The 24,701-nt window shown below is 46.4% G+C and carries 28 protein-coding genes; 18 read left to right on the top strand and 10 right to left on the bottom strand.

Translation table 11 applies throughout. The features are described 5' to 3' along the window. Window positions 1-25: 25 nt before the first annotated feature. On the top strand, window positions 26-328 hold the full coding sequence (locus L985_RS17105) for a GyrI-like domain-containing protein (RefSeq protein ID WP_235609867.1): 303 nt from the start codon (window positions 26-28) through the stop codon (window positions 326-328). A 151-nt stretch (window positions 329-479) separates the two neighbouring features. Here the strand turns inward: L985_RS17105 and L985_RS06520 are convergent, their stop codons facing one another. Next, window positions 480-785, bottom strand: a complete 306-nt coding sequence (locus tag L985_RS06520; protein ID WP_047396048.1) for a hypothetical protein — start codon at window positions 783-785, stop codon at window positions 480-482. A gap of 130 nt (window positions 786-915) precedes the next feature. On the opposite strand from L985_RS06520, the gene L985_RS06525 reads away from it, so the two are divergent. The 10 genes from L985_RS06525 to L985_RS06570 all read left to right on the top strand — a co-directional run bounded on the left by L985_RS06525 (window position 916) and on the right by L985_RS06570 (window position 9,878). Beyond that, window positions 916-1,650 carry a nuclease-related domain-containing protein gene (locus L985_RS06525; protein ID WP_029341344.1) on the top strand — a complete coding sequence of 245 codons (735 nt, stop codon included), beginning with the start codon at window positions 916-918 and terminating at the stop codon, window positions 1,648-1,650. A gap of 75 nt (window positions 1,651-1,725) precedes the next feature. Continuing rightward, window positions 1,726-2,148: a MarR family winged helix-turn-helix transcriptional regulator gene (locus tag L985_RS06530; protein ID WP_029341345.1), complete on the top strand. Its 423-nt coding sequence runs from the start codon at window positions 1,726-1,728 to the stop codon at window positions 2,146-2,148. Window positions 2,149-2,216: 68 nt separating this feature from the next. Next, window positions 2,217-3,227 carry an ABC-2 transporter permease gene (locus L985_RS06535; RefSeq protein WP_047396044.1) on the top strand — a complete coding sequence of 337 codons (1,011 nt, stop codon included), beginning with the start codon at window positions 2,217-2,219 and terminating at the stop codon, window positions 3,225-3,227. Between the two features lie 183 nt (window positions 3,228-3,410). Beyond that, window positions 3,411-3,725: an ArsR/SmtB family transcription factor gene (locus L985_RS06540; RefSeq protein ID WP_029341347.1), complete on the top strand. Its 315-nt coding sequence runs from the start codon at window positions 3,411-3,413 to the stop codon at window positions 3,723-3,725. Window positions 3,726-3,852: 127 nt separating this feature from the next. Further along, the gene (locus L985_RS06545; RefSeq protein ID WP_047396041.1) at window positions 3,853-5,157 is read left to right on the top strand and encodes an arsenic transporter; all 1,305 of its coding nucleotides are present in this window, start codon (window positions 3,853-3,855) and stop codon (window positions 5,155-5,157) included. 20 nt (window positions 5,158-5,177) lie between these two features. Then, entirely contained in the window at window positions 5,178-6,836 is a 1,659-nt protein-coding gene (locus tag L985_RS06550) for an FAD-dependent oxidoreductase (RefSeq protein WP_029341349.1), read from the top strand. A 135-nt stretch (window positions 6,837-6,971) separates the two neighbouring features. After that, complete coding sequence (locus L985_RS06555; RefSeq protein WP_029341350.1) at window positions 6,972-7,301, top strand: PadR family transcriptional regulator; 330 nt, start codon at window positions 6,972-6,974, stop codon at window positions 7,299-7,301. After that, the gene (locus tag L985_RS06560) at window positions 7,294-7,821 is read left to right on the top strand and encodes a DUF2812 domain-containing protein (RefSeq protein ID WP_052169512.1); all 528 of its coding nucleotides are present in this window, start codon (window positions 7,294-7,296) and stop codon (window positions 7,819-7,821) included. The genes L985_RS06555 and L985_RS06560 overlap by 8 nt, the downstream gene beginning before the upstream one ends. 285 nt (window positions 7,822-8,106) lie before the next feature. Beyond that, window positions 8,107-9,240 (top strand): hypothetical protein, encoded by a 1,134-nt coding sequence (locus tag L985_RS06565; protein ID WP_148662011.1) that lies wholly within the window; start codon window positions 8,107-8,109, stop codon window positions 9,238-9,240. A gap of 20 nt (window positions 9,241-9,260) precedes the next feature. After that, the gene (locus tag L985_RS06570; RefSeq protein WP_029341353.1) at window positions 9,261-9,878 is read left to right on the top strand and encodes a hypothetical protein; all 618 of its coding nucleotides are present in this window, start codon (window positions 9,261-9,263) and stop codon (window positions 9,876-9,878) included. A 53-nt stretch (window positions 9,879-9,931) separates the two neighbouring features. On the opposite strand, the gene L985_RS06575 is transcribed toward L985_RS06570, so the two are convergent. Further along, window positions 9,932-10,570, bottom strand: coding sequence for an SDR family oxidoreductase (locus tag L985_RS06575; RefSeq protein WP_047396036.1), 639 nt, complete (start codon window positions 10,568-10,570; stop codon window positions 9,932-9,934). Between the two features lie 264 nt (window positions 10,571-10,834). Here L985_RS06575 and L985_RS06580 point away from each other — a divergent pair, with 264 nt between their 5' ends. From L985_RS06580 to L985_RS17115, 6 genes are all read left to right on the top strand, one after another. After that, window positions 10,835-11,665, top strand: a complete 831-nt coding sequence (locus tag L985_RS06580) for a transporter substrate-binding domain-containing protein (RefSeq protein ID WP_047396032.1) — start codon at window positions 10,835-10,837, stop codon at window positions 11,663-11,665. Next, entirely contained in the window at window positions 11,658-12,455 is a 798-nt protein-coding gene (locus tag L985_RS06585) for a transporter substrate-binding domain-containing protein (RefSeq protein WP_047396029.1), read from the top strand. The genes L985_RS06580 and L985_RS06585 overlap by 8 nt, the downstream gene beginning before the upstream one ends. 102 nt (window positions 12,456-12,557) lie before the next feature. After that, a complete protein-coding gene (locus tag L985_RS06590) occupies window positions 12,558-12,839 on the top strand; it encodes a hypothetical protein (RefSeq protein WP_047396025.1) in 282 nt (93 codons plus the stop codon). Window positions 12,840-12,946: 107 nt separating this feature from the next. Continuing rightward, a complete protein-coding gene (locus L985_RS06595) occupies window positions 12,947-13,870 on the top strand; it encodes an ATP-binding cassette domain-containing protein (protein WP_047396178.1) in 924 nt (307 codons plus the stop codon). A 1-nt stretch (window position 13,871) separates the two neighbouring features. Then, complete coding sequence (locus tag L985_RS17110; protein WP_235609868.1) at window positions 13,872-14,291, top strand: hypothetical protein; 420 nt, start codon at window positions 13,872-13,874, stop codon at window positions 14,289-14,291. Beyond that, window positions 14,198-14,638, top strand: coding sequence for an ABC transporter permease (locus L985_RS17115; protein ID WP_235609870.1), 441 nt, complete (start codon window positions 14,198-14,200; stop codon window positions 14,636-14,638). The genes L985_RS17110 and L985_RS17115 overlap by 94 nt, the downstream gene beginning before the upstream one ends. 55 nt (window positions 14,639-14,693) lie before the next feature. On the opposite strand, the gene L985_RS06605 is transcribed toward L985_RS17115, so the two are convergent. The 8 genes from L985_RS06605 to L985_RS06645 form a co-directional block, all read right to left on the bottom strand. Further along, window positions 14,694-15,131: an Asp23/Gls24 family envelope stress response protein gene (locus tag L985_RS06605; RefSeq protein WP_047396019.1), complete on the bottom strand. Its 438-nt coding sequence runs from the start codon at window positions 15,129-15,131 to the stop codon at window positions 14,694-14,696. Window positions 15,132-15,183: 52 nt separating this feature from the next. Further along, window positions 15,184-15,390 (bottom strand): DUF2273 domain-containing protein, encoded by a 207-nt coding sequence (locus L985_RS06610; protein ID WP_029341361.1) that lies wholly within the window; start codon window positions 15,388-15,390, stop codon window positions 15,184-15,186. A 20-nt stretch (window positions 15,391-15,410) separates the two neighbouring features. Further along, the gene (gene amaP, locus L985_RS06615; protein ID WP_047396014.1) at window positions 15,411-15,953 is read right to left on the bottom strand and encodes an alkaline shock response membrane anchor protein AmaP; all 543 of its coding nucleotides are present in this window, start codon (window positions 15,951-15,953) and stop codon (window positions 15,411-15,413) included. Between the two features lie 333 nt (window positions 15,954-16,286). Then, window positions 16,287-17,657, bottom strand: a complete 1,371-nt coding sequence (locus L985_RS06625) for an amino acid permease (RefSeq protein WP_035397971.1) — start codon at window positions 17,655-17,657, stop codon at window positions 16,287-16,289. Between the two features lie 163 nt (window positions 17,658-17,820). Then, window positions 17,821-18,705 carry a hypothetical protein gene (locus tag L985_RS06630; RefSeq protein ID WP_052169511.1) on the bottom strand — a complete coding sequence of 295 codons (885 nt, stop codon included), beginning with the start codon at window positions 18,703-18,705 and terminating at the stop codon, window positions 17,821-17,823. Window positions 18,706-18,763: 58 nt separating this feature from the next. Further along, window positions 18,764-19,357 carry an undecaprenyl phosphate transporter UptA gene (locus L985_RS06635; RefSeq protein ID WP_023467894.1) on the bottom strand — a complete coding sequence of 198 codons (594 nt, stop codon included), beginning with the start codon at window positions 19,355-19,357 and terminating at the stop codon, window positions 18,764-18,766. Window positions 19,358-19,480: 123 nt separating this feature from the next. Further along, window positions 19,481-20,800, bottom strand: a complete 1,320-nt coding sequence (locus L985_RS06640; RefSeq protein WP_047396175.1) for a Na+/H+ antiporter family protein — start codon at window positions 20,798-20,800, stop codon at window positions 19,481-19,483. Window positions 20,801-21,115: 315 nt separating this feature from the next. After that, a complete protein-coding gene (locus L985_RS06645; protein ID WP_035397969.1) occupies window positions 21,116-21,667 on the bottom strand; it encodes a beta-class carbonic anhydrase in 552 nt (183 codons plus the stop codon). A gap of 336 nt (window positions 21,668-22,003) precedes the next feature. On the opposite strand from L985_RS06645, the gene adhE reads away from it, so the two are divergent. Further along, window positions 22,004-24,598: a bifunctional acetaldehyde-CoA/alcohol dehydrogenase gene (adhE, locus tag L985_RS06655; RefSeq protein WP_047396002.1), complete on the top strand. Its 2,595-nt coding sequence runs from the start codon at window positions 22,004-22,006 to the stop codon at window positions 24,596-24,598. Window positions 24,599-24,701: the final 103 nt, after the last annotated feature.

Raw genomic sequence — 24,701 nt, forward strand, 5'->3', positions numbered from 1 at the left:
GAAAAGTACAGCTGCACATGGAATCGTGTATGAAAAAGAAAAATTCTTGCTGGAGGAAGGTAACCTACATCATTTGTTTTGTCACGTAGAAACAAGTCATTCGAAGAAAAAACCGGCCGGATTATACGCTGTTCTCTATTTTAAAGGGTCTTTTGACAATATCGATACTGCTTATACACAGCTTATGGATTCATTAGCGAAGCAAAACTTTGAAATGGACGGAGATGTGTATGAGGAGTATCTACTTCATTCCATTGCATCGCTTGAAGAAGAGGAGTTCATCACGAAGATTAGTGTGAAAGTAAAAGAAATCATTTCAACATCTTGAATGTGTATTTTCTAAGAATCTTTTTAAGATGTTTTGATATGTCTCACTTATTGTATTGATTGACCAAGGATTCAAATGCTTGAACAAGATTGCGTGAAAAATAAGTAATTGAAAGACCATCTGACGCATGCGTGTCAGATGGTCTTTTTGTTCAAAATCCGTGCTCGCTTTTTAATTGATCAACATATTGTTTAGCTTCGAGTAAGGATAAACCGAGTGATTCGCGAACACGTTTAACGGCTTCGACCATTTTGCCTTCTTTGAGCAACTGAACCAGTTCGACTTGTAACGCTGCTTCTTCTAAAGACACTTCGTTCAGACCGAGGTGTTCTTCGATTCGTTGCAATTTTTTTAGAATCGTTTGTTGGCGGCGTTTTGCTTCGTCCGCTTTTTGCGATAAGGACATCCAAATGAAGAATAAGACAATCAGTGGAGCGAACGTGACGACAGAATCCATAGTGAACACCTTCCTTTCGTCCACCGTACCATAGGAAATGATTCATAACAAATAGTGGAAAACGAGGTGGAAATTGATTATGCTGATATAGTGGAAAATAAAGGGTTAATATGGAAAGGAGATAAATCTAGTGGATAATGTATTAGTGACATTTTTGCCATTCTTGATTCAAATCGGACTAATCATGGTGCTGTTCTTCTTCGGAACGTTTGGTCTGTTTTTCTTCGTAAAACGCAGCTCGTATCACAACAGTCGTTATTATCGACTGACACGTGAACCGTTTTTACGGATTGTCCGTGATAAGGGGAAATGGGGCGAGTACTTGACGACACGTCAACTCGATCAAGTGTCAGGATACGGCACGTATGTGTTTAATACATATTTACCTCGTGCGCGGGGAGAAGGTACGACGGAGATCGATGTGACGTTTATTCATGAAAGTGGCATCTATGTGCTCGAATCGAAAAACTACAGCGGGTGGATTTTCGGACGCGAGCAGGACCGTCAGTGGACACAACAGTTCCAGAATCGCTTCAAGCAACGGTTCTATAATCCGATTAAACAAAATGAAGGGCACCTTAAAAGTATGCAACGTTTCTTAGAAGGAACGGATCCTACGCTCTTTCACTCCTTGATCGTCTTCAGCGAACGCTGTGAACTCAAAAAGATCACCGTCGTTTCAGCGCATGTCCGTGTCTTGAAACGAAACGTCTTACGTAAGACGATTGAGCAACTCGCGACAGAAAAGGCGTTGACACCAAGTCAAGTCGATACGATCGCGGGAAAACTCGGGGTTCATTCACAAGTCGATCGTGCCACCCAACAGGCGCATATCGATGGGATTCGTCAGCGCCAGGCCAAATGACAGCGTTGACGGACTGGCTCTCCTTCAGGTATAGTGGATAAATAATAAGTAGTGCAACTATATGGAGATGATGGGATGAAAGAATCGGAATGGTCGCTTGGCATGCAATTATCTCGTAGTTATTATGCGTTCAAACGTGCTGCCGCTAAACGGATGGAGACGTTCGGTTTAACGCCGGAACAGTTTTCTGTCCTGAGTGAACTTGCTAAACAAGATGGTGTTTCGCAAAAGCAGCTGGCACTCGTGACGGAACGTGATCAAACAACGATCGGTAAGATTCTCGATAAACTCGGTAAAAAAGAATTGATTGTTCGGACACCGGATCCTCGGGACCGACGAGCGGTTCTGCTCTTGATGACACGAGAAGGACGTGACATCGTCGATCGTCTCGGACCAGAGCTCGATCAGCTACAATTCGAAGCGTTCCGAGGACTCTCGCGGGAGCAAATCGAGCAATTAAAGGAAACACTTGAGACCATTCACCGGAATGTGACGTGAATGGTTTTCCTTCGGACATATAGTTGCACATGATATTATAAGTAATGCATATAAAAGGAGATTGTAATATGAAAGCATGGAAAGATGTCTGGTCAATGACACAAACGAAAGTGGGGCTCGTCTTCGCGATCGTCGTCCCGCTCTTGTTCCTCGTCGTCTGGATGACTGGTTACGAAGGAACAACGGAACGACTCGATCAATTGAACGTCGGTGTCGTTGGCGAAGTGAACGACCCGTTCGTCACATCACTAAAAGAAGCACCGTTCACGGTCCAAGCAGTTCCGACCGAAGCGAAAGGGTTGGAAGCACTCGATGCCAATGAAGTCGATCTCGTCCTACAAAAGGATGATACAACGCGTCAACTGACGGCACACGTCAGCCAGACGAATGCCGAATTTGCGAATGCGATTCTCGAGCGGGCAACGGAAACGATCGGCAAACAGTTGAATGGTGAGCCGACGTTCACGACGTCGGTCGTCACGGAGCATGCCGTCTCAGATTTTGCCTTGTCGATGCTGCCACTCGTCCTCGGGTTCGTCATCTATATCGCAACAATGACGATGGGGATTCAGTTCAATCTCGTCAGCACGATCTTAAGTAAGCGTCATTCAATCTGGTCACTATTTTGGAGTCGCCAACTGTTGCACGGAATCGTTCTTCTAGTCGTTCCGTTACTGCTCGTTTCTGTGGCACATGTATTAACGGACATCACGACACCGTTCATGAAGTTGTGGGCGTTCGAGTTCCTCGTTGTCGCGACCTGTATCGCCGTCACACAGATGAACTTCGCGATATTTGGACCGATTGCGCCACTTATCAATGTCGCATTGATTCCTTTCCAGTTGATGACTGCCGGAAACATCGTGCCAGCGAAGATGTTGGCACCGTTTTATCAATCGCTCGGAACGTTCTTACCGGTTCCGAATGCCGTGGCTGGATTCAGTCGATTGTTATTCATGAATGGATCCATCGGTACCCAAGTGTTGCACTTATCCCTGCTTTGTTTCGGTAGTTTTATCATAACGTGCTTAGTGGTGAGTTGGAGGGAGCAACGACAAGCACAACGTGTTGTTGCATGAAGAATATAAGAAGAATCGTCATCGAATGAGATGGCGATTTTTTTTATTTGAGATAGATTTATGAAAAAATCATTGCATAACAAAAATGTTATATAATAATATGGTTATGTGAAAAGCGAAAAAGATAAATTCGTTCCTGTAACAGGCATGGATTATACGTTTAAGAGAAAGGAGGACTCTCCATTGATCGAGACAGCAAAACGGGTAGAAGAGATGAGTCAGTTCTTAAAGCTACTGAGCGATGGAACACGTCTTGAAATTTTGCGAAGACTACACGTTCGGGAACATTGTGTCTGTGATTTCGTCGAAATGTTTGATATTTCGCAACCGGCAGTCAGTCGTCATCTAAAATTATTGCGTCAGTCCCATCTCATCTTGGAACGACGTGAACGACAATGGATTTATTTTCGAATCAATCCAGATCATCCGCAACACAAGTTGTTATTGACGATTTTAGAAGAAATGGACACTCCGGACATCCCGGACAGAAGTTGCTAGCACCATGGATGAAATGGATTAGCACGAGCAAGGCATTGGAATTGAGACGATATTCCATTCTTGATGGCACACGTTCAAGGATGGCGAATCGTTAATAGAACCACTCGAAATTTAATACAGAAATGAAGTGAACGCATTGACCGGTACACATTTACTAGCGATCGGAATTTTTCTGATCACCTTATTCTTAATCATCAAACAACCGAAAGGACTCGGCATCGGTTACTCCGCGATGGGGATGGCGCTCGTTGCGCTATTGACGGGAGTCGTCAATCTCGATGATGTTTCGACTGTCTGGGGCATCATCTGGAATGCCACCTTTACGTTCATCGCTCTGATCATTATCTCACTGATTCTTGATGAGATTGGATTCTTCGAATGGGCGGCACTCCACATGGCACGCATCGCACGAGGTGGTGGTGTCAAACTATTCGTATATATGACATTGCTCGGTGCTGTCGTTGCGGCTTTATTTGCGAACGATGGGGCAGCCTTGATCCTGACACCGATCGTCCTCGCGATGGTTCGTCACTTGAAACTTCCGGATTATGTCGTGTTAGCCTACGTGTTTGCTTCCGGATTCATTGCCGATACGGCCAGTTTACCGTTCGTCGTCTCGAACCTCGTCAACATCGTCTCAGCAGACTTCTTTAATATCGGTTTTACGGAGTATGCGTCACGGATGGTATTCGTCAATCTCTTTTCTGTCGTAGGCAGTCTGATCGTCTTGTATCTCTATTTCCGAAAGAGTATTCCTAAGAATTATGATGTCGGGCAGCTCGTCGTACCCGCGACAGCGATCAAGGATCAACGGATGTTCAAGTTATCGTGGTTCGTCCTCGTCTTGCTGGTCGTCGGATACTTCACGAGTGACGTCATCGGCATTCCAGTCAGTCTTGTCGCTGGTATCATCGCCTTGTTCTTCTTATTGATGGCACGCCGTTCACCGAGCGTACCGACGAAAAAGGTCATCGGTGGTGCACCGTGGGCGATCGTCTTCTTCTCACTTGGAATGTACATCGTCGTCTACGGACTTCAAAATGCCGGATTGACACAAGTTCTCGCTGACATCATTGATGGCTTTGCGACGAATTTAGCAGCCGCGACATTTGGTATGGGCTTCTTGGCTGCCATCTTGTCGTCGATCATGAATAATATGCCGACCGTCATGATCGATGCCCTTGCGATCGACTTGAGCCAGGCAACTGGAACGATTCGAGAAGCGCTCATCTATGCGAACGTCATCGGATCTGATCTTGGACCGAAGATCACGCCGATTGGTAGTTTAGCGACATTACTTTGGTTACACGTGCTTCGGACGAAAGGCGTGAAGATTGGTTGGGGTCAATACTTTAAGATCGGAACGATTCTGACGATCCCGACACTTGCCATCACATTGCTTGGCTTGTATATCAGCTTGATACTTTATTGATTTTTAAGGAGGAACTAGAGATGAAATTGATGATTATTGGTTCAGTTGCTGCGGGAACATCAGTAGGAGCAAAAGCACGTCGTAACAGTGAAGAGTTGCAAATTACGATTTATGATCGGGATCAGGACATCTCGTATTCAGGTTGTGGGATTCCCTACTTCGTCGGTGGGGAGATCGCTGACATCGACGAATTGACACCGCGCGATGCCGCTTTCTTTAAAAAACGATATAACATCGATATTCATACACAACACGAAGTCGAATCGATTGATCATGCGACAAAAACGGCGACGATCGTCAATCTCCTGACAGGGGATCGTTTCACGGACACGTATGATACGTTAGTGCTGGCAACCGGTGCTTCAAGTATCATTCCACCACTTCCAGGCGTTGAACATGAGAATGTCTTTACGGTTCGAAATGTCCGCAATGCCGACGCGATCCGGTCCTACATTGATGCTCACGATCCGAAGACAGCAACGATTGTCGGCGGAGGATTCATCGGACTCGAGATGGCAGAGCAATTGACGTATCGGGGCATTCAAGTCACGCTCGTCGAACGTTTGCCGCAAGTCATGCCGCCACTTGATCGCGATATGGCAGAACGCGTAGCGGATCACTTGAAAGATAAAGGGGTATCCCTCTTGCTTGGCGAATCCGTGACAGCGTTCAACGGAGAAGAACGTATTTCTGAGGTCGCGCTTGAGAGTGGAAAAACGATCGAGACGGATCTCGTCATTTTATCTGTTGGCGTCAAGCCGAACACGGGTCTTGCGAAGCAGATCGGCGTAGAGCTTGGTAAAACAGGAGCGATTGCAGTCAACCGTCACATGCAGACGAATGTAGCCGATGTCTACGCAGTCGGCGATGTCGCAGAGAGTTTCTCCGTCATCACGGGTGAAGCACTTTATCGTCCGCTTGGTTCAACAGCGAACAAGATGGGACGGATTGCCGGCATGGTCATTACGGGTGAGGAAGCGGAGCACCGTGGTATCTTAGGGACGGGTATCTTCAAGGCGTTCGATTTGACTGTCGCTCAGACGGGTTTGACGGAAAAAGAAGCGCGTGAGTCAGGGTATGACATCGAAGTCTTGCATAACATCAAACCAGATCGTCCGGAATACATGGGTGGGAAAGAGATGACGATCAAAGCGATTGCCGATCGGGCAACAGGGCGAGTCCTCGGAGCCCAGATCGTTGGTCCGCAAGGTGTCGACAAACGGATTGATGTCCTAGCGACGGCGATCACCTTTAAAGCGAAGGCAGAGGATTTATTCCATCTCGATTTAGCTTACGCTCCACCGTTCGCGACGACGAAGGATCCCGTTCTCTATACGGGAATGGCACTCGATAATGCCATCAAAAAAACAGCGCGTTTGATGACACCGAACGAATTAATTGACCAAGTCGCGAGTGGGAAGTCGTTCCAAATCATTGATACACGCTCGAAAGCACAATTCGAGAAAAATCATGTCGACGGAGCGATCCATATTCCACTTGGTGAACTGCGGACACGCGCGAAGGAATTGGATCCGACGTTACCGACGATCGTCTACTGCAACAAAGGCGTGACGGGGAATGCTGCGCAAAACGTCTTGAAAAACCTTGGATTTACGGATGTATGCAACTTATCAGGTGGCAACAAGAACTATCAACATATTAAAAAATGTTTTTCATAAAATCGAACAATATAGCGTGATGATCCTATTTACTTAGGGATCATCACGTTTTTTTGTTGTCAAATTGTTAGAAATAGGATATTTTTAGTATATCGGTAGACGATATAACGGAAGACGGAATAAGGAAGTGAGAAAATGGCACGGACAATCCAAGAGACGGCATTAACTGAGGCTGTCTATTATATTTTACTGTCGCTTCAACAACCCCGTCATGGCTATGGCATCATGCAATTCGTCCAGGAGTTGAGCAATGATCGTGTCAAGTTAGCTGCTGGTACGTTGTACGGCGCACTCAGCAGTCTGGTCGATAAAGGGTGGATTGAAGCGATCGAGCAAGAAGCAGGGCGAAAGAAAGAGTACATCATGACGAATCAGGGGCGGGAGAGATTACAGGTAGAGCTAGATCGATTAAAAGAACTCGTGCGACATGGACAAGAAACGATGGGAGTGGATCAAGGTGAGTAGTAAAACGGTCTATCGCTTTTACGCTGATTATGCAAAAGAAGAAGTGTGGTTAAACGAGATGGCAAACAACGGCTGGTACTTACAGCAGTTTCGACTCGGACGTTATATATTCATCAAAGGTGAACCTGGTATGTACACGTATCGAATCGAGTTATTAGAAAACATGTCAAAGCATCCGAAGTCGCAGGATTACTTTGCGTTTTTGGAAGAGATGGGCATCGAAGTCGTGGATACATCGTTCCGCTGGGTCTTCTTAAGAAAACGGACCTCGGATGAACCATTTCATTTGTACTCGGACTTTGATTCACAGATCCATCACGAACATCGAATTTTGCAACTCTATAAAGTCGTTTTTTTCGTGAACATCATTGCAGTACTCATTAATTTGTTTAATCCGACTACCGACACGATGATCTGGTTCAATCTCGCGATCGTGACGGGTCTCTCATTCGTGATGCAACGCCACGAACGTAAAATTCAAACGTTACGTGGATTGCGTGCCATCGCGGAGCAGGATTAAACGCATATAACCTGATTTCAAAATTCCTCACGTCTCTAAATGAAACGTGAGGAATTTTTTTAGTCGTTAGAGTTCAGGAGGATGTTGTAAAGTTGGTCAATTCGTCTAACAGTGTTGTAAGAAAGACGTACTACATCGATCTAACAGTGTATAACTAGGTAGAAGAAATTGTTTAAATCAACAAGTCAAGGGGTCATGAATCGAATGGATAAGTCTATCCGTAAAAAGTGGATTTTTTTTAGTCTAGTGTTTTTTGTCAGTGGAAGTATCCTTTTAGCGACCTGGATGAAAGTGCAACAGGGTCGCACAAACGCAACTGTCCTACCACGTTCTTCGATTACAGCCATCGATTTTAGTCCTCAACAAGACACCGTGATGTTGGTCTATCCAGGACAGGGGCAAGGGAAAACGAATGATCCTGAACTTGCCTATAGTTCGATTGTCACGATCAACATGAAAGGAAAGGTAGTAAGCGAACGACAGGTCCATGATCCACGTTTTACGAACATGACGCTTGTGCAAAAACTGAGTACGCCGAATGTGTTGTATGCATCAGTGCAAGGCTATCCGAATTATTTTTATACATTCGATTTTACAAAGCGACGGTTTGTTCAACATCATGTGACGTATTTCAAGCACGATCCCATGATAGAATCCATCAAACATTTTGGAACGGATACATGGTTCAAGACGTTGAATTCATACAAAACCGGTACGCAACGATCGTCTCAAGGAACAGGATTCTCGCACACCTTTTCTAATTTTGATACAAAAGAAAACTATGAGACGCCTGCGCGCTTCGAACCAGGAAATTCGATGATGATTGACCTAGAGCATCATCTAGCTTATGCCAGTGCTGGTAGTGAAGATGAACAAGAAGAAAAAGCAGCGATGATTTTCATGAATAAACAGACTGAAAAACCAATCGTGTACCGTAACAAGGAAGAACCTTATGCATATTCAGCCCTTTATGGGAAGGACGATACGGCATACTTCGCTAGTACAGATGGTTGGATGATTCGGATCAATGAGGCAGGTGAACAAACCGAGCGGTATTATCCGTTTCTTCAGAATACGAATTTTGATAGTACTGATCCGATTCGAATGATTGATGCAACACAAGGGATTCAAGTCGTTCAGCAATTCTCACAGAATAACCTAGATGCGGATCATCAAATTCTAGTTAAATGGACGTTCGGACAATCGTTCTCGGTTCAGGAAATCAAACCGAAGTTTTGGAAAGCCGATAAACGGTACAAGTACGTATATATTCATCCCGAGACGAAAAAATCATATTTCATCGAATTTGACCCTGAAAAACCGGATAAAGGGAAACTGCTCATTACGAATCAAAAGTATGAGTTGCTTCACGAGATTCCGGTGGAAGGACCGATTGGAATCGACTTTGTGATCGAATGAGATAAAGAGAGGAAAATATTTTGAACCGTATCGAGCGATTTGAATTTGAGTTTGAAAAAAAAGCGGGAGAACGATTTTCACTTTTCACGTATCTTGAGCAACAACAATCAGATTGGTCTTCTTTACAAGATGATGAAGCGCGGGAGGGAAACTTTCACGTAAGCATGTGGATCAGTGGAGAAAAGATTTCCTGGTCATATGACGTGCGAGAACGGGATGAAGCAACACAAGCATATCGGTTTAATATTTTCATACAACGCTGGAAAAACATCTGGGAATGGGCTCAGCAACGTCACTTAATGAGTGGAAACGCATTTGGAATTCATCAAACACTCGCTGACTCCGTCAGGACATCTGCCAAGTCTGAAGCGTATTTGGAACGGGCAATGAACGAGCTTGCTGGCTACGATGCGGAAGGACTACTCTTTTATTTTGGTCCTGGACCGTGGGACGACTTTCAGAACGCGGATGATGAGCTGGATATGTTTCTTGAGTTCGATGAGATCAATACAAAAGAGAAGATGCGTACGGAAGGGCTCTACTTTGATTACGATAGTCGGCGCTGGATCGACATTCCAGCTTCCTTACCGGTTATTGCTGAAACGATGCGGACGATGTATCTGCAACTCTACCAATAATCGATTTCATCGAAAAAGCTCACGTCTCAGAGATTGAGACGTGAGCTTTTGTATTAGAACAACTCGTTAATTGGTGTGTCACCTTCAAGCAATGTGACGACTTGCTTCGAGGCGTTGTCGTGACCGAGCGCAGCTAAAATGACACGGGCGACGTCCTCACGCGGAATCTTTTTAGTTGCTTGTTCGGACGGATCCGTCGTGACGTTTCCTGTGCCGGCTTCATCGGATAGTCCGCCTGGGCGAAGAATCGTGTAATTAAGTGACGATTCCTTCAGGACACGATCCGCGTAGCGTTTTGCAATGTAATACGGCTTCATGCTGTCGGACCATGTTTCCGGCGAATCGGCATTCAAGGCACTGACCATGATGAACTGTTTTGCATGGATTGCTTCCGCTGCTTCAATCGATTTGACGGCACCGTCGAAATCGATCAGCATCGTCTTGTCCGCTCCTGTGTGACCGCCGGATCCTGCCGTAAAGATGACGACATCTGATCCTTGTAATGCATCGGTGATCGTCGCGACGTCCGCTTCAAGATCGAGATGGACCGGGGTATGACCTAATTTCTCAAAATCACTGAACTGGTCCTTGGAACGTAATCCTACTTTGACATCGTGCTCCGAATCCTGCAGTAAGCGAGCAGCGTGACGACCTACTTTACCATTTGCACCAATGATGAAAATCTGACTCATGTTCCATTCCTCCATTTCACGATTTGATGATTCTGTTTCAGTATGGAAAAGACGAGGGGATTCTGTAAAGAAAGACGACTTGTAGAACTGCAACCGTCATCAAAACATCTTTTTAACGCTTTTATGCATAAAATCATCAAATTATCTTGAAATCACGTGTAAGTGTGGTAGGATAATGACTATTACCCACACCGAAAATCATTTGGGTTAAATTGTAGCAATATTCGGTGAATGGGCAACGACGAAACAGAAAGGAGAGATACGATGAGAAAGAAACCATGGCTACTGGCAGGACTTGTTTTGACAGGCGTTGCCGCTTGGATGATTTGGAATCAACAGACGGATGCCGAAGCACATGAGATCTTCGAAGACCACAAGCTGGTCGTCGGGACGACGGGGGATTATAAGCCCTTTACATACTGGAACGAGGAACGGAATCGTTATCAAGGCTTTGATATCGATGTCATCCAAGCGTTCGCCAAAGCAGCAAATCTTGATGTGACGTTCGTCAAGACGACATGGCCGACATTATCGGAGGATACGAAATCAGGAAAGTTTGATATCGCTGTCGGTGGCATCACGAAGAAAGTCGAGCGCGAGGTCATCGGAGACTTTACATCGTCGTATTTCTCCTTTCAAAAAGCACCGCTCGTAAAGAAGAAAGATGTCGAACGCTTGAATTCGCTCGCTGCAATCAATAATCCAGCAGTCAAAATCGGTGTCAATCCGGGTGGCACGAACGAAGCGTTCGTGAAGAAGCATTTTCCGAAGGCAGATGTGACCGTCTTTGAGAACAACTTGGACATTCCGAAAGCCGTAAAAAGCGGACAAGTCGATGTCATGGTGACGGACGACATCGAGGCGTTGCATTACGCGACAGAACTCGATCTTGCGGTGCCGAAACTAACAGAGGCATGGGAACCAGCCGAGATGGCGTATTTGATGAAACCGGATCAAAAACAGCTTGGAGATGTCTTCCGGGTCTGGATTGAAAGTGCAGAGGGGCAAGAACAAGTTCAAAAATTGAAGAAAAAATGGAACATAGTCTCGACACGTGAGACGGTCGGAGCGAAAGGAGCGGGAGCATATGAGTAAATGGGGATGGATCGTCGTCGGAGGTGGCGTCTTGTTTGCGAGCTTACTGACGCTATGGCAAACGGAGCAACCACGACGTGTACAAGCGAAGAACGTCTTTGCGACGAAAAAAATCGTCGTCGGAACGACCGGGGACTACAAACCATTCACCTACTTGAACCGGAAGACGAACGAGTACGAAGGGTTCGATATCGAAGTGATCCGTTCATTCGCGAAGACGACCGGCATCGATGTCGAGTTCGTCCCGACGACATGGCCGACGCTATCTGCTGATCTCGCAAGTGGGAAATTCGATATGGTCGTCGGGGGTGTGACGAAAAACATCGAGCGCGAAATCATCGGCGACTTCACGTCGAGTTATCTGTCGTTCCATAAGACACCGCTCGTCCGTAAAGAAGATGCTAAGCGTCTTGCTTCGATCGAACAAATCAATCGTCCAGACGTGACGATTGGTCTAAATCCAGGGGGAACGAATGAACAGTTCGTCCGTAAGACGTTCACGAAGGCGAACATCGTCATGTATGAACAAAATCTCGACATCCCGCACGCGGTTGCATCGGGCGAAGTCGATGTTATGATCACCGATACGGTCGAGGCGATTCATTATGAAGCGCTCGACAAACGACTTGCGGCACCAAGAATTCAAGAAAAATGGATTCCGGCGGAGAAGAGCTACCTCGTCCGAGAGTCGGAAGGGGACGTCGTTGATGTCTTCAATATGTGGATGCAATCGCACGAAGGTCAAGAAGAGATGGAGCAATTAAAAGAGAAATGGCAAGTAGCGTCATAAAGGAATCGTGCCTCCGTATAACAGGAGGCACGATTTTTTAGTAACAGGAATCTAATGGGAAAGGGCGAACAAGTATGTAGAAGCAAATTAGGAGGAAACCATATGTTGAAAAACGTGTCAGCGAGACGATGGCTCATCATGACCGTTCTTTTTGCCTGTATCACTTATGGATGGATCGTCATCGGAGATGCATGGATCAATCCTACATTGTTATTCGCAGGGGCGATTGTACTTGCGAGTGGTACAGTGCTTTCGTTTAGTCTCGCGTTAGCACGAGCCGTTCGATTAACAGGAATCGGATTAACGATGATGATGGTGTCGATCGTCACGACGCTCGTGGTATCCGCCGGTGTCGTGTACGGTGTGTATCAGATTGTAGCGTAATCGTTAGAGCTTAAATTTAGGCACCGAATCAGGTGTCTTTTTTTTGATTCGAGAACATAAAAAACGGGAAAATCTTGGACATGACTTTGAATTCAGAGAAAGAAGGAATGAAGATGATTCATGTCGAGAACTTGACGAAGACGTACGATGGGAAGGATGTCGTCAAAGGGATTTCGTTCGACGTGCAAGCCGGGGAAATCTTCGCTTTTCTAGGACCGAACGGGGCAGGAAAGTCGACGACCGTCCAGATGCTGACGACATTGATTCCAATTTCCGGTGGTCGGGCGACGATTCAGGAATTTGATGTCGTCAAACAGGAAAAACAGGTTCGGTTGCAAATTGGGGTCGCCTTACAAGATACCGGCATCGATGAAGACTTGACCGGACTTGAATTACTCGTCCTACAAGGAAAATTATTCGGATTAAGTCAGACGGAAGCAAAAACACGGGCAGAGGAATTGCTGCGACTCGTCGAACTCGATCAAGATGGGAAGCGCCGTTCGGGCACTTACTCCGGTGGGATGAAACGACGGCTTGATCTCGCCTTGACGCTCGTCCATCAACCAACCGTTCTGTTTCTCGATGAACCAACGACTGGGCTTGACCCCGCGAGTCGTGTACAAATCTGGAACGAGGTCCGGCGATTAAACGAAGAGTTCGGCACGACGATCTTTTTGACGACACAGTACTTGGAAGAAGCCGATCAGTTGGCGGACCGAATTGCCATCATCAACGAAGGGAAACTGATTGCGGAAGGAACGGCAGCTGAGCTGAAGGCAGCAAACGGAGAGGAACGGATTGAGTTGACACTTGCTGAAAAAGAGGACGAGCGGATTGTCTTAGAAACGTTTAAAGGACGTCAGGAAAAAGGTCAACTGGTCATTCCTTCACATGGAACGGAGACATTACGCGCTGTTGTCCGCTTTCTTGACGAACGGAAGATGATTGCGACGTCACTGGTCGTCAAACAACCGTCACTCGATGATGTCTTTATTCGTTTAACCGGACAAGCCTATAAGGAGGAGTCGTGACATGATTCGAGAAACGTGGTTTTTGATGCGGCGAAGTCTACTCGTCACGTTACGTAATCCGTTTTCCTTCATTCCGAACTTGATCATCAGTGTCTTTTTCCTGCTCGTCTACACGAGTGGTTTGTCCGGAATCTCGAATTTACCGCAGTTCGACAGCATCGATTATTTGAACTTCATTCTCCCAGTTTCAATCGTCTCGGGTGCTGTTGGTGGAGCGGGGGGCGCCGGTCAAGCGCTTGTCAAGGATATCGAGAGTGGTTATTTTGCACGACTCTTATTGAACCAGTCTCGCGAACAGCAATCGTCCTCGGACCGATGCTTGCCGGGATGCTGCAATTATTCGTTCAAACATTACTCATCTTCGGGATGGCCTTTTTGCTTGGTCTATCGATCCCAGTCGATGTCAGTGGCTTTTTCTTAACGATCTTACTCGCGCTCGGATTTGGACTCGCCTTTGCTGGTTACTCGGTTGGAGTCGCTTTGAAGACACGGAATGCGCAAGCCGCTCAAGCCGGAACGCTCTTATTCTTCCCGCTGATTTTCCTGTCGACGACGTTCGTACCGAAAGACTTGATTGAAGCCGAGTGGCTCAAGATTGCTGCGACGATCAATCCGACGACCTACATCATGGAAGGCATGCGTAGTGTGTTGACGCGCCCGGAGATTGATTGGTCGGTTTACTGGCAAGGTTTGATCGTCGCTGCTGTTCTCAGCATCGCGATGGTGATCTTTGCTGCGTTGAACGCACGTGGGGCATTGAAAAAGTAAAAAATGGACCCGTTTTTAGACGGGGCCATTTCATGCGGCTATCTAGTTGACGGTCTTATTTCAAATCGCGTTTTTCTTCCTCTTCTTTCGACGATTTACTTTTTGCGTCGAACTCAGAACGTGTCATGACATCTTCGACATGCATATTGATTTCGACGACATCGAGTCCTGTCATATCATGGACTGATTTTTTGATTTTCGTTACAGCATCTTGGAAGATCGACGGGATGTTTTTGCCATACTCGACGATGACTTTTAAGTCGAGTGCGACTTGTCGTTCGCCGACTTCCGCGTCGATGCCTTTTGTGATATCTTCCGTGCTCCGTAAACGATCTGTCAATCCACTCATGAAGCCACCACTCATTGAGAGGATGCCTTTGACATCATTTGATGCGATACCGGCGATTTTCTTAATGACTTGATCTTCGAATGTGAGTTTATTTTCGCGTACTACTTCGTTTTCGTTTTGTTTCGTGTTGATTTCGTTAGCCATGAGAAATCTCTCCTTTTAATGTGAGTTGAATGATTTTTTATTTTCTGTATGCTCAATCCCGTTGAAAGAACTGAATCCATCCTTCGACATCGAGCGCATTATCCCGCCACTGACCGATCAAGTAACCGATTGTTGCGAATACGATGATCAACAACGTCGGTCCAAAACCGATCGTCAAGAACAAGATGGCGAGGATCAGTCCGACTAGCCCGCCGAGTAGACGGTAGCGATACGGACGAAGTGCTTCGCTCGTTTTCATGATCTTCCTCCTCTCGTATCTTAGACGACGCGTTCAGATGTTTTGCTCTTCGTGTCACTGATCCGGACGCGTGTTTTTGTGACAGGTAGTTCAAGCAACGATTCGACTGCATGTTTGGCACGTTCTTGAATGTCTTTGCCGATTGTCGGCAAGCCTTCTTGACCGAAGACGGAACAGTCGACTTCTAACGCTACGGTTTCTTTTTTCGAGTGAATATCCGCGTTGACGCGTGGCGAACGTACGCCGTTGATACCACGAATCGACTCGAGTGCCGTTCGTTCGATCGTTTGCTTAGAGATCGTGATATTCCCGTCACCCGTCTGAATCAGGAGACGTTGTCCTTTTGAACGACTGAGTAGTCCAGTGAATAATAGAATGACAAATACGAATGCTAGGAAGCCACCAAGTGATAAAATCGTGTAGCTATACCATTGTTGATCTTGCCACTGTTCAATCAAAGGACTGAGTCGTGGAACATCATAGACGCCGAGTACAAGAAGACCGACGCTGACTAAACCGAGAATGCCGATCAGGACGAGTAGGAAACGATTGAATCCGTTCATGTTACATCTCTCCTTTCTGTCGTTAAAATGTTTTAACATGATTGTTCTACACATGAAATATTATGTGTATGGTGAGAATATTCCCGTTCAAACGAACTCAAAACATAAAAATACACTTAAAATAAAAAGACTATTTATTCTGAAAATTAGTCTGTTTATTAGAAAAATAGTAGATGAAATACGATATTTATTAAAAAATTATGAATGATTTAGCGTTCTAAGGCATATTAGTTCGCATTTGATTATCTATCATGGGAAAAATATAATGTCAATATAAAAATGGAAAACACGAAAAATCCTCCCATGATGTCATGAGAGGAAGATAAAATATCATTATTTTTCGATCTTCGGTACTTTTACGATGTAATAGACCGTACTTAAGATCAAGAAAGCAACTCCGATTAAGATCGAGACGCGCGTCTCATCGTTGAACAACATCCCGACGAGCACTGTCACCAGCGCGACGATCGACAGATAGTTCGTCACCGGCGCACCAGGCATCTTGAACGGATGTGAGGCTGTCCGTTCGCTTTCAAGTTTACGATACCGGATATGACTGATTAAAATCGCGAACCATGGCACCATCCCTGGCAGTACCGAAGCACTGTAGACATACACGAAGATATTCGTATCCTTCCCGAGAACGAGTGGCAAGGTGATATCAAGAATGACACCGAAGAAAATCCCGATTGAAATCGCGAAGACCGTGTAGAATGGAATGCCACGTTTATTGACCTTTAAGAAGAAGGACGGCACTTGTCCTTTTTCAGCCAAGGCATAGATCATCCGGCTTGCACTGAAGATCCCGGAGTTACAACCGGATAAAGCGGCCGTGATGACGACGAAGTTGATGATACCGGCAGCAATCGTGACACCGACCTTGGCGAATGTCGCAACGAACGGACTGCCGAGATCCGACAACTCGTTCCATGGATAGACCGTGACGATGATGAAGATCGATCCGACGTAGAAAATTAAAATTCGCCAGACGACACCATTAATCGCCTTCGTAATATTCTTCTCTGGATCTTTCGTTTCTCCAGCTGTCACGCCAATCAACTCAACACCGATGTAAGAGGCGAAGACGATCGAGAGGGCAAAGAAGAAGCCGGTGAAACCATTCGTGAAGAATCCACCGTTCGCCCACAGATTCGAGAAGCCGACCGGGTTTCCGTCATTTCCTAGACCAAAGAAGATGATGCCGAATCCGGCGACGATCATCAGAAGAATCGTTATCACCTTGATTGAGGCGAACCAAAACTCGAGTTCACCGAACATCTTGACGGAAGCAAGGTTCGCAAGCGTCAAGAGAATGATGACGACGACGCCTGGAATCCAAGTCGGTAGTTCCGGCCACCAGAAGCGTAAATATGTCCCGACAGCGATGACTTCACTCATCCCGACGACGACCCAGTTGAAGATATTACTGCTTGCTGTCAAGAAACCAGCAGCTGGATGGATATAGTCGTTTGCGAACTTTGCGTACGAACCACTGTGAGGATGGGTGTAGACCATCTCACCAAGTGCACGCATGATGAAAAAGATAAAGACTCCTGCTAGCATGTACGCAAGCAAAACCGATGGTCCTGTCCAAGCGATCGTGCTTGATGCCCCAAGGAACAAACCGACCCCGATTGTTCCTCCGAGTGCAATCATTTGTACCTGTCGTGCTGTTAAATCGCGTTTCAAATTCGAACTCATCATTTCCCCCAAAAAAATTCTGTGACGTCATAATGTTCAGACAACTTGTCCGAATAACTATAACGCTGAGTATACTATCCTCAGATAGGACTCGCTAGTCTTTTTGAAAATTTGGGTTGAAGGTTTTCAAAAGTGAAAAGATTATGAAACAACTTTGTAACTGTTTTCATTTGCCTGCTATGAGAGAGACGAGTCGCTGACCGAGTCTCCCGAAATACAGGTGTTCTGAAGTCGCTAAGACGATCAAGTCGTTACGCATTGTAAGGTCACCTGACAGGGTATTTCCCTGTTCTGTCATGAATCGAATCGAACGAATACTCTCAAAAAGCGTTCCTTTACGTTCAAGTAAATGTGCTTCATCAGAATTTGCAGCAAGCAGAAAATCGTCGTACCGAGCGAACTGAGAAAAGGCAATCGTAGGTGCCTCACAAACGAGATCGTCCTCTTGATTGATACGAATGAAGCGAAAATCGGAATAATAGAAAAACCAGACTTCCTTCGACGAACAGACATTTAAGGCGTAGCAATCATCGATTGGATATTGACGATTCTTATACTGGACTACACCTGTATCGTCAAAAGCGACGAGACCAAATGCGCCATTCGAACTAGTTGCAGCATCAGCGTAGATTCCTTCGTCGAAATAACTGACCCAAATCCATCCTTGTTCATCGATTTGCATATTCTGAATCCCATCGTCTAAACAAAAGCTGTCTAGTAAATTCCCTTGAGGATCATAGACAAAGGCATTTGGTAACCACGTTCCATCTACATCGTCGTCACAACGGGAAGCGACGAGTAACAGACGACCGTCCGGAAAGCGGTCGATGAGTGAAAAGTCCACCTCGCTTCTTTTAATCATTGTCGTTTTTCGCCAGTCATCTTTCAATTGATGAATGGAGAGAACGTGTTCATTCCGAGATTCATCGAGGGTTTCTTCGACGATTAAAATACGTCCATCGACGGTGATCCCAGTCGCGACAGGACGACCCGTCCGATAGGATGCAGTCAAACGACGTAATGTAAAATGAGCAAGCGGGGATGTTAGCATGGCAGGACCTCCTGTTTGTTTAAAAAAGCAGTCCGTCGTCAGACAGACTGCTAGTTGTTCAAACCGTTCGTTGACGGCGTTTGTAGATGACGTAGAAGATGATCAAGACAACGGCAGCAATCAGAACGCCGTTCGTGTACGGTGCAGCGACTTCCTTGATTGAGCGCCAGTTCGTTCCGAGCGTTTCACCAAGATACAGGAACAAGATCGACCATGGGATGATGGCAAGCACCGTATAGAGAGAGAACTTCGTTTGGTCCATCTTCGCAAGACCAGCCGGAATCGAGATGGCATGACGAACGACAGGAATAAAACGAGCGCCAAAGATGACACCTTGTCCATATTTCAAGAACCAACGCTCAGCTAAATCCAGGTGATGCTCTGAGATTAAAACATACTTTCCGTATTTCAGGATAAGGGGACGACCGCCGTAACGAGCGAACCAATATAAGAATAATTGCGAGAATAATCCACCGATGACGGCAGCGACGATGGCGAGCGGCCAGCCGATCGTTCCTTGAGAAATCATGAATCCTCCATAAGAGAGGACGATTTCACTCGGTATGATTTCAATCATCAACCCGAGGGCGATGCCGAAATATCCGAGATCGGCAAGCGAAAGTAAAATCTGGTTGACGACTTGAGATAACACGTTAGACAACTCCTTTGTATCAGTTCATTTCTTTATTTTAGAGAACAAGCGGCGAAATGAAAAGGAAAAAAACGGAGACAATTCAAAAAACGGATTCGCAATTACGGCGAATCCGTCTTCTTTTTATAATACGACCGCGGCGATCGTACCGAAGATGATCAATGGAATGTTGTAGTGCAAGAACGTCGGAATGACCGTTTCACGCATGTGATCGTGCTGACCATCCGCATTTAGACCACTTGTTGGCCCGAGTGTCGAGTCTGATGCGGGACTACCCGCGTCACCGAGCGCACCGGCTGTACCGATGATCGCAATCGTCGCTTCTAAGCTGAATCCGTACTGGATACAGAGTGGAACGAAGATGGCAGCAATGATTGGAACGGTTGAGAAACTTGAACCAATCCCCATCGTGACGAGAAGACCGATCAACAGCATGACGAAGGCGGCAACGAGTTGGGAATCGCCCATCAATGCTTTTGAGTTCTCGACGAGTGGCTCGATATCGCCCGTCTTACGCAAGACGTTCGAGAATCCGTTCGCTGAGATCATGACGAAACCGATGAATGACATCATGCGCATACCGCGTGTAATGACGTCATCTGCTTCGCTGAAGCGAACAAGACGAAGCAACAAGAAGAGGATTAAACCAGTTGTTGCAGCGAGAATCATTGATCCGGTCTGCAGTTGAACGATCAAAGTCGCAATGACGACGATACCGCTTAAGGCAAGCTTCGTTTTCGTGATGACCGGGATTTCATAATCGTCTGGAGCGATATCACGCATCTCATACGTCCGTTCTTTACGATATGAGTATAGACCGATTAAGAGACCGACGACCATCCCGAGTGCCGGAATCGCCATCGCTTCGATGACGGATGCTCCTGCTGTATCAAGACCATTTGCCTTCAAGTTCTTTAGTAGAATCTGATTGAGGTAAATGTCTCCGAAACCAACTGGTAAGAACATGTAAGGTGTCACAAGACCAAACGTCATGATTATCGCAATCCGGCGACGGTCCATTTTCAACTGATTAAACAGACCAAGGAGCGGCGGAATGATGATTGGAATGAATGCGATGTGGATTGGCAACACGTTTTGTGAACTGATCGCGAGTAACAGAATCGCAAACAAGATGAATCCTTTTAACTTTTTGACCGATGAGGCACTTGCATTACCACGCGAACGTTGAATCAAGGCATGTGCGAGTGCATCGGGTAAGCCCGTTTTCGAGAGGGCGACAGCGAACGCACCGAGCAATGCGTAACTCAGGGCGATTTCTGCCCCGTCACCAAGACCACCGGAGAACGCTTTTGTCGTCGCAGTCAGGTCAAGACCACCGACGAGACCACCGGCAAACGAACTGATGACCATCGCGAGCACGATGTGGACGCGGAAGATCGCTAAAATAAATAGTAAAAAGACGGCAAACAATACGGCGTTTATCATTCAGTAAAACCACACTTTCTTTTGTTATCACTGTACTATACTAAAGTATCTTACAGCCATGTTGGAATGCTGTCAAGAGTAAAAGTCTGACCTCGTAATCAAAAGATGAGGGATACGCTTTTTAGCTCCCCACAAGAAGTTACATTCTGTTATACCCCGAAGCATGAAGTGAGAAGCGTGTTGATCACTGAGAATGACTCATACGAAAAAACGTGCCATAATTCTCCGTTACGAGAAAATATGGCACGTTGTCTTTAGTTTAAGACGGAATAGAATATGCGAGTCTATTTGCGTTTCTTCTATAGAGAGTGATCAGCAATCGACGACGTCAAGCTTACCAGTACCTGGATCGATGACGAGTCCGTGGACGTTCGTCCCAGGTGGCAGTAATGGGTGATTCTTCACGAGGCTGACTGAGTGAGCGACGCTTTCTTGAACTGACGTGAAGCCACGCAACCATTGATTCAAATCAACCCCGGATACTTCGAGTGTATGAAGAATCTGTTGGTCGATTCCCCGATCCTTCATCTCGTTGATCATGTGGTTAGGATCAATCGTGCTCATGCCACAGTCGTGGTGACCGATGACGACGACTTCTTCAGCGCCGAGAGCATACAACGCAACGAGAATCGAGCGCATGACGGAGCCGAATGGGTGCGATAGGATTGCACCGGCATTTTTGATGATTTTCGCATCCCCGTTCTTAAGACCAAGTGCGTGTGGGAGGAGCTCCGTCAAGCGGGCATCCATACACGTCAGGATGACGACCTTTTTATCTGGGAACTTATCCGAGACGAACTGCTCATACTGTTTTTCGGCGACGAATCGCTCGTTGAAGGCTAGCATTTCCTGTACAACTGACATTCAAGTGTCCTCCTTTAGTGGTAGCTCTTAATATGTACCCCATATCAGAATACAAGATGATGAAACGGCTATCAAGTCAGGAAAATGCGAGGTGTGATAAATCGCACACATCTATGTACATGAAGCAAAACGTTGGAAAAGAAGAACGCACAACAGTTGTAAACGCTATCAAAAGTGTGATGGAATTCACAGGATGGTCATGCACAAAACAGGAAAAAGGGGTTATGATTGATTTGTGAAGGAAAGCACAAACTATTGAAAAACAGCTTGGCATTCCTGACATAATGGTTGGCAAATCAAACTCAGATTCGTTCCACGACAGGGAGGAAACCACTCATGGCTGTGAAAGAAAAAACAAAATCGACGGCAACACCAGTCGAACAAGCAGTTGGACAAATCGTTGAAAAAGGGCAACGTGCATTACAAGAATTACTGACATTCGATCAAGAAAAAATCGATACGATCGTCCGGGATATGGCACTTGCCGGACTTGAACGGCATGTCGAACTCGCTCGTCTCGCTGCAGAAGAGACGGGACGCGGTGTCTTTGAAGATAAGATGATTAAAAACATTTTTGCGACAGAATACATCTACAATAGTCTACGTCATGAAAAAACAGTTGGGATTTTAGAAGAAGATGTCCAAAACGGCATCACATATATCGCTGAACCCGTCGGTGTCGTCTGTGGTGTCACACCAGTCACGAACCCGACATCAACGACGATGTTCAAAGCATTGATTGCGATCAAGACGCGCAACCCGATCGTCTTCGCGTTCCACCCATCGGCACAACGTTGTTCCGTTGAAGCAGCGAAAACACTCCGCGACGCAGCCATCAAAGCCGGGGCACCAAAAGACTGTATTCAATGGGTGGAAGAACCATCACTTGAAGCAACGAAAGTCTTGATGAACCATGAAAAAATCGCGATGGTCCTTGCGACAGGTGGAGCGGGAATGGTCAAATCAGCGTATTCAACAGGTAAACCGGCACTCGGTGTTGGACCAGGGAACGTTCCGTGTTACATCGAACAGTCAGCAAAAGTCAAACGGGCAGTCAGCGATCTCGTTCTCTCAAAAACGTTTGATAACGGTATGATTTGTGCGTCTGAACAAGCCGTCATCGTCGACCAAGAGATTTATGCGACGGTCCGTGCGGAAATGGAAGCACTCGGTTGTTACTTCTGTACACCGGAAGAAAAACAACGTCTCGAATCACTCGTCATCAAAACCGATACATGTGCCGTCAATGCGGACATCGTCGGGAAACCAGCGACATGGATCGCGGAGAAAGCCGGCATCGACGTTCCGGAAACAACGGTCATGCTCGTCGCGGAACTCGAGTACGTCGGAGCAGCAGAACCATTGTCTCATGAAAAACTCAGTCCGGTCCTCGGTGCGTACCGCGTTGCATCAACTGAAGAAGCGTTCACGATTGCCGAACAGATGCTTGAAATTGGTGGTCTCGGTCATACAGCTGTCATTCATACGACGAACGATGATTTGATGACAGCGTTCGGACTCCGCATGAAAGCCTGCCGGATCCTTGTCAACAGTCCATCTGCTCACGGTGGGATCGGTGATCTGTACAACGAGTTGACACCATCATTGACACTCGGTTGCGGATCATACGGGAAAAACTCTGTATCTGAAAACGTGACAGCGAAGCACTTACTCAACGTCAAGAAGGTGGCGAGACGACGCGTGAACATGCAATGGTTCAAAGTCCCAGAGAAAATCTACTTCGAAAAGAACTCCGTTCAATACTTGCGGTCGATGACTGACGTCTCACGTGTCATGATCGTGACCGATCCAACGATGGTACAGTTCGGTTATGCCGATAAAGTGATTCAAAACTTGCCACAGTCCGTCAGTTACCGGATCTTTGACCAAGTCGAACCAGATCCATCGGTGACGACTGTTCAGACAGGTGCTCAAGCGATGCGTGATTTCAAGCCTGACTTGATCATTGCTCTTGGTGGTGGTTCAGCAATGGATGCTGCGAAAGGAATGTGGCTCTTCTACGAACAACCGAACGAAACGTTCTCGAACTTACGTCAAAAATTCCTCGATATCCGCAAACGGGCATATCAATTCCCGGCACTCGGTCGTCAAGCGAAGTTCGTCGCGATTCCGACGACGTCAGGTACGGGTTCAGAAGTGACACCGTTCACCGTCATCACGGATAAAGAGAAAAACGTCAAATACCCGATTGCTGACTATGCGTTGACACCTGACGTCGCAATCGTTGATCCGGAATTCGTCATGACCGTCCCGGCTTCGATCACTGCTGATACCGGAATGGATGTCTTGACGCATGCGACAGAAGCATACGTCTCGGTGCTTGCGAACGACTACACGGATGGACTGGCACTCAAAGCAATCAAGATGATTTTTGAGTACTTGCCACGAGCATATGCTAACGGATCAGACGCCGAAGCACGCGAAAAAGTGCATAATGCGTCAACGATGGCAGGGATGGCATTCGCGAACGCCTTCCTTGGAATCAACCACTCGATCGCACACAAAATCGGTGGGGAGTTCCACACACCACACGGACGGACGAACGCGATCCTAATGCCACACGTCATTCGCTATAACGCGTCACGCCCAACAAAACTAGCAGCATTCCCGAAATATGAATCATTCGTCGCCGATGAACGGTATGCCGACATCGCACGCTACCTCGGTCTTCCGGCAGCAACGACGGAACAAGGGGTCGAATCACTCATTCAAGCAGTTGCCGATCTCGGACAACGTCTCAACATCAAGATGTCATTCAAGGCGCAAGGCATTCAAAAAGCAGACTTCGAGGCAAAACTCGACAAGATGGCAGTTGATGCTTTCGAAGATCAATGTACGACAGCGAATCCAAAGATGCCGCTTGTTGCTGAGTTACGGACGATCATGGAACAAGCGTACGAAGGCATCTAATAGAGAAAAAAATACCATGGCACCTGATCGTTTAACCGGCTTCTCATTTTGAGAAGTCGGTTTTTGTTTTGGAAATCGATGGAGACAGTCGGAGAAAAAGTGG

It is taken from the genome of Exiguobacterium sp. ZWU0009 (assembly GCF_000798935.2).
Lineage (GTDB): Bacteria > Bacillota > Bacilli > Exiguobacteriales > Exiguobacteriaceae > Exiguobacterium_A > Exiguobacterium_A acetylicum.

What these genes read in the sequence shown, in the direction of transcription:
- L985_RS06605 (WP_047396019.1), bottom strand. Translation starts at nt 15,131, where the DNA reads ATGGCTAACGAAATCAACACGAAACAAAACGAAAACGAAGTAGTACGC.
- L985_RS17110 (WP_235609868.1), top strand. Translation starts at nt 13,872, where the DNA reads ATGATTCGAGAAACGTGGTTTTTGATGCGGCGAAGTCTACTCGTCACG.
- L985_RS06595 (WP_047396178.1), top strand. Translation starts at nt 12,947, where the DNA reads ATGAAGATGATTCATGTCGAGAACTTGACGAAGACGTACGATGGGAAG.
- L985_RS06585 (WP_047396029.1), top strand. Translation starts at nt 11,658, where the DNA reads ATGAGTAAATGGGGATGGATCGTCGTCGGAGGTGGCGTCTTGTTTGCG.
- L985_RS06550 (WP_029341349.1), top strand. Translation starts at nt 5,178, where the DNA reads ATGAAATTGATGATTATTGGTTCAGTTGCTGCGGGAACATCAGTAGGA.
- L985_RS06645 (WP_035397969.1), bottom strand. Translation starts at nt 21,667, where the DNA reads ATGTCAGTTGTACAGGAAATGCTAGCCTTCAACGAGCGATTCGTCGCC.
- L985_RS06530 (WP_029341345.1), top strand. Translation starts at nt 1,726, where the DNA reads ATGAAAGAATCGGAATGGTCGCTTGGCATGCAATTATCTCGTAGTTAT.
- L985_RS06565 (WP_148662011.1), top strand. Translation starts at nt 8,107, where the DNA reads ATGAAAGTGCAACAGGGTCGCACAAACGCAACTGTCCTACCACGTTCT.
- adhE (WP_047396002.1), top strand. Translation starts at nt 22,004, where the DNA reads ATGGCTGTGAAAGAAAAAACAAAATCGACGGCAACACCAGTCGAACAA.
- L985_RS06575 (WP_047396036.1), bottom strand. Translation starts at nt 10,570, where the DNA reads ATGAGTCAGATTTTCATCATTGGTGCAAATGGTAAAGTAGGTCGTCAC.
- L985_RS06580 (WP_047396032.1), top strand. Translation starts at nt 10,835, where the DNA reads ATGAGAAAGAAACCATGGCTACTGGCAGGACTTGTTTTGACAGGCGTT.
- L985_RS06630 (WP_052169511.1), bottom strand. Translation starts at nt 18,705, where the DNA reads ATGCTAACATCCCCGCTTGCTCATTTTACATTACGTCGTTTGACTGCA.
- L985_RS06590 (WP_047396025.1), top strand. Translation starts at nt 12,558, where the DNA reads ATGTTGAAAAACGTGTCAGCGAGACGATGGCTCATCATGACCGTTCTT.
- amaP (WP_047396014.1), bottom strand. Translation starts at nt 15,953, where the DNA reads ATGAACGGATTCAATCGTTTCCTACTCGTCCTGATCGGCATTCTCGGT.
- L985_RS17115 (WP_235609870.1), top strand. Translation starts at nt 14,198, where the DNA reads ATGCTGCAATTATTCGTTCAAACATTACTCATCTTCGGGATGGCCTTT.
- L985_RS06625 (WP_035397971.1), bottom strand. Translation starts at nt 17,657, where the DNA reads ATGATGAGTTCGAATTTGAAACGCGATTTAACAGCACGACAGGTACAA.
- L985_RS06610 (WP_029341361.1), bottom strand. Translation starts at nt 15,390, where the DNA reads ATGAAAACGAGCGAAGCACTTCGTCCGTATCGCTACCGTCTACTCGGC.
- L985_RS06535 (WP_047396044.1), top strand. Translation starts at nt 2,217, where the DNA reads ATGAAAGCATGGAAAGATGTCTGGTCAATGACACAAACGAAAGTGGGG.
- L985_RS06555 (WP_029341350.1), top strand. Translation starts at nt 6,972, where the DNA reads ATGGCACGGACAATCCAAGAGACGGCATTAACTGAGGCTGTCTATTAT.
- L985_RS06520 (WP_047396048.1), bottom strand. Translation starts at nt 785, where the DNA reads ATGGATTCTGTCGTCACGTTCGCTCCACTGATTGTCTTATTCTTCATT.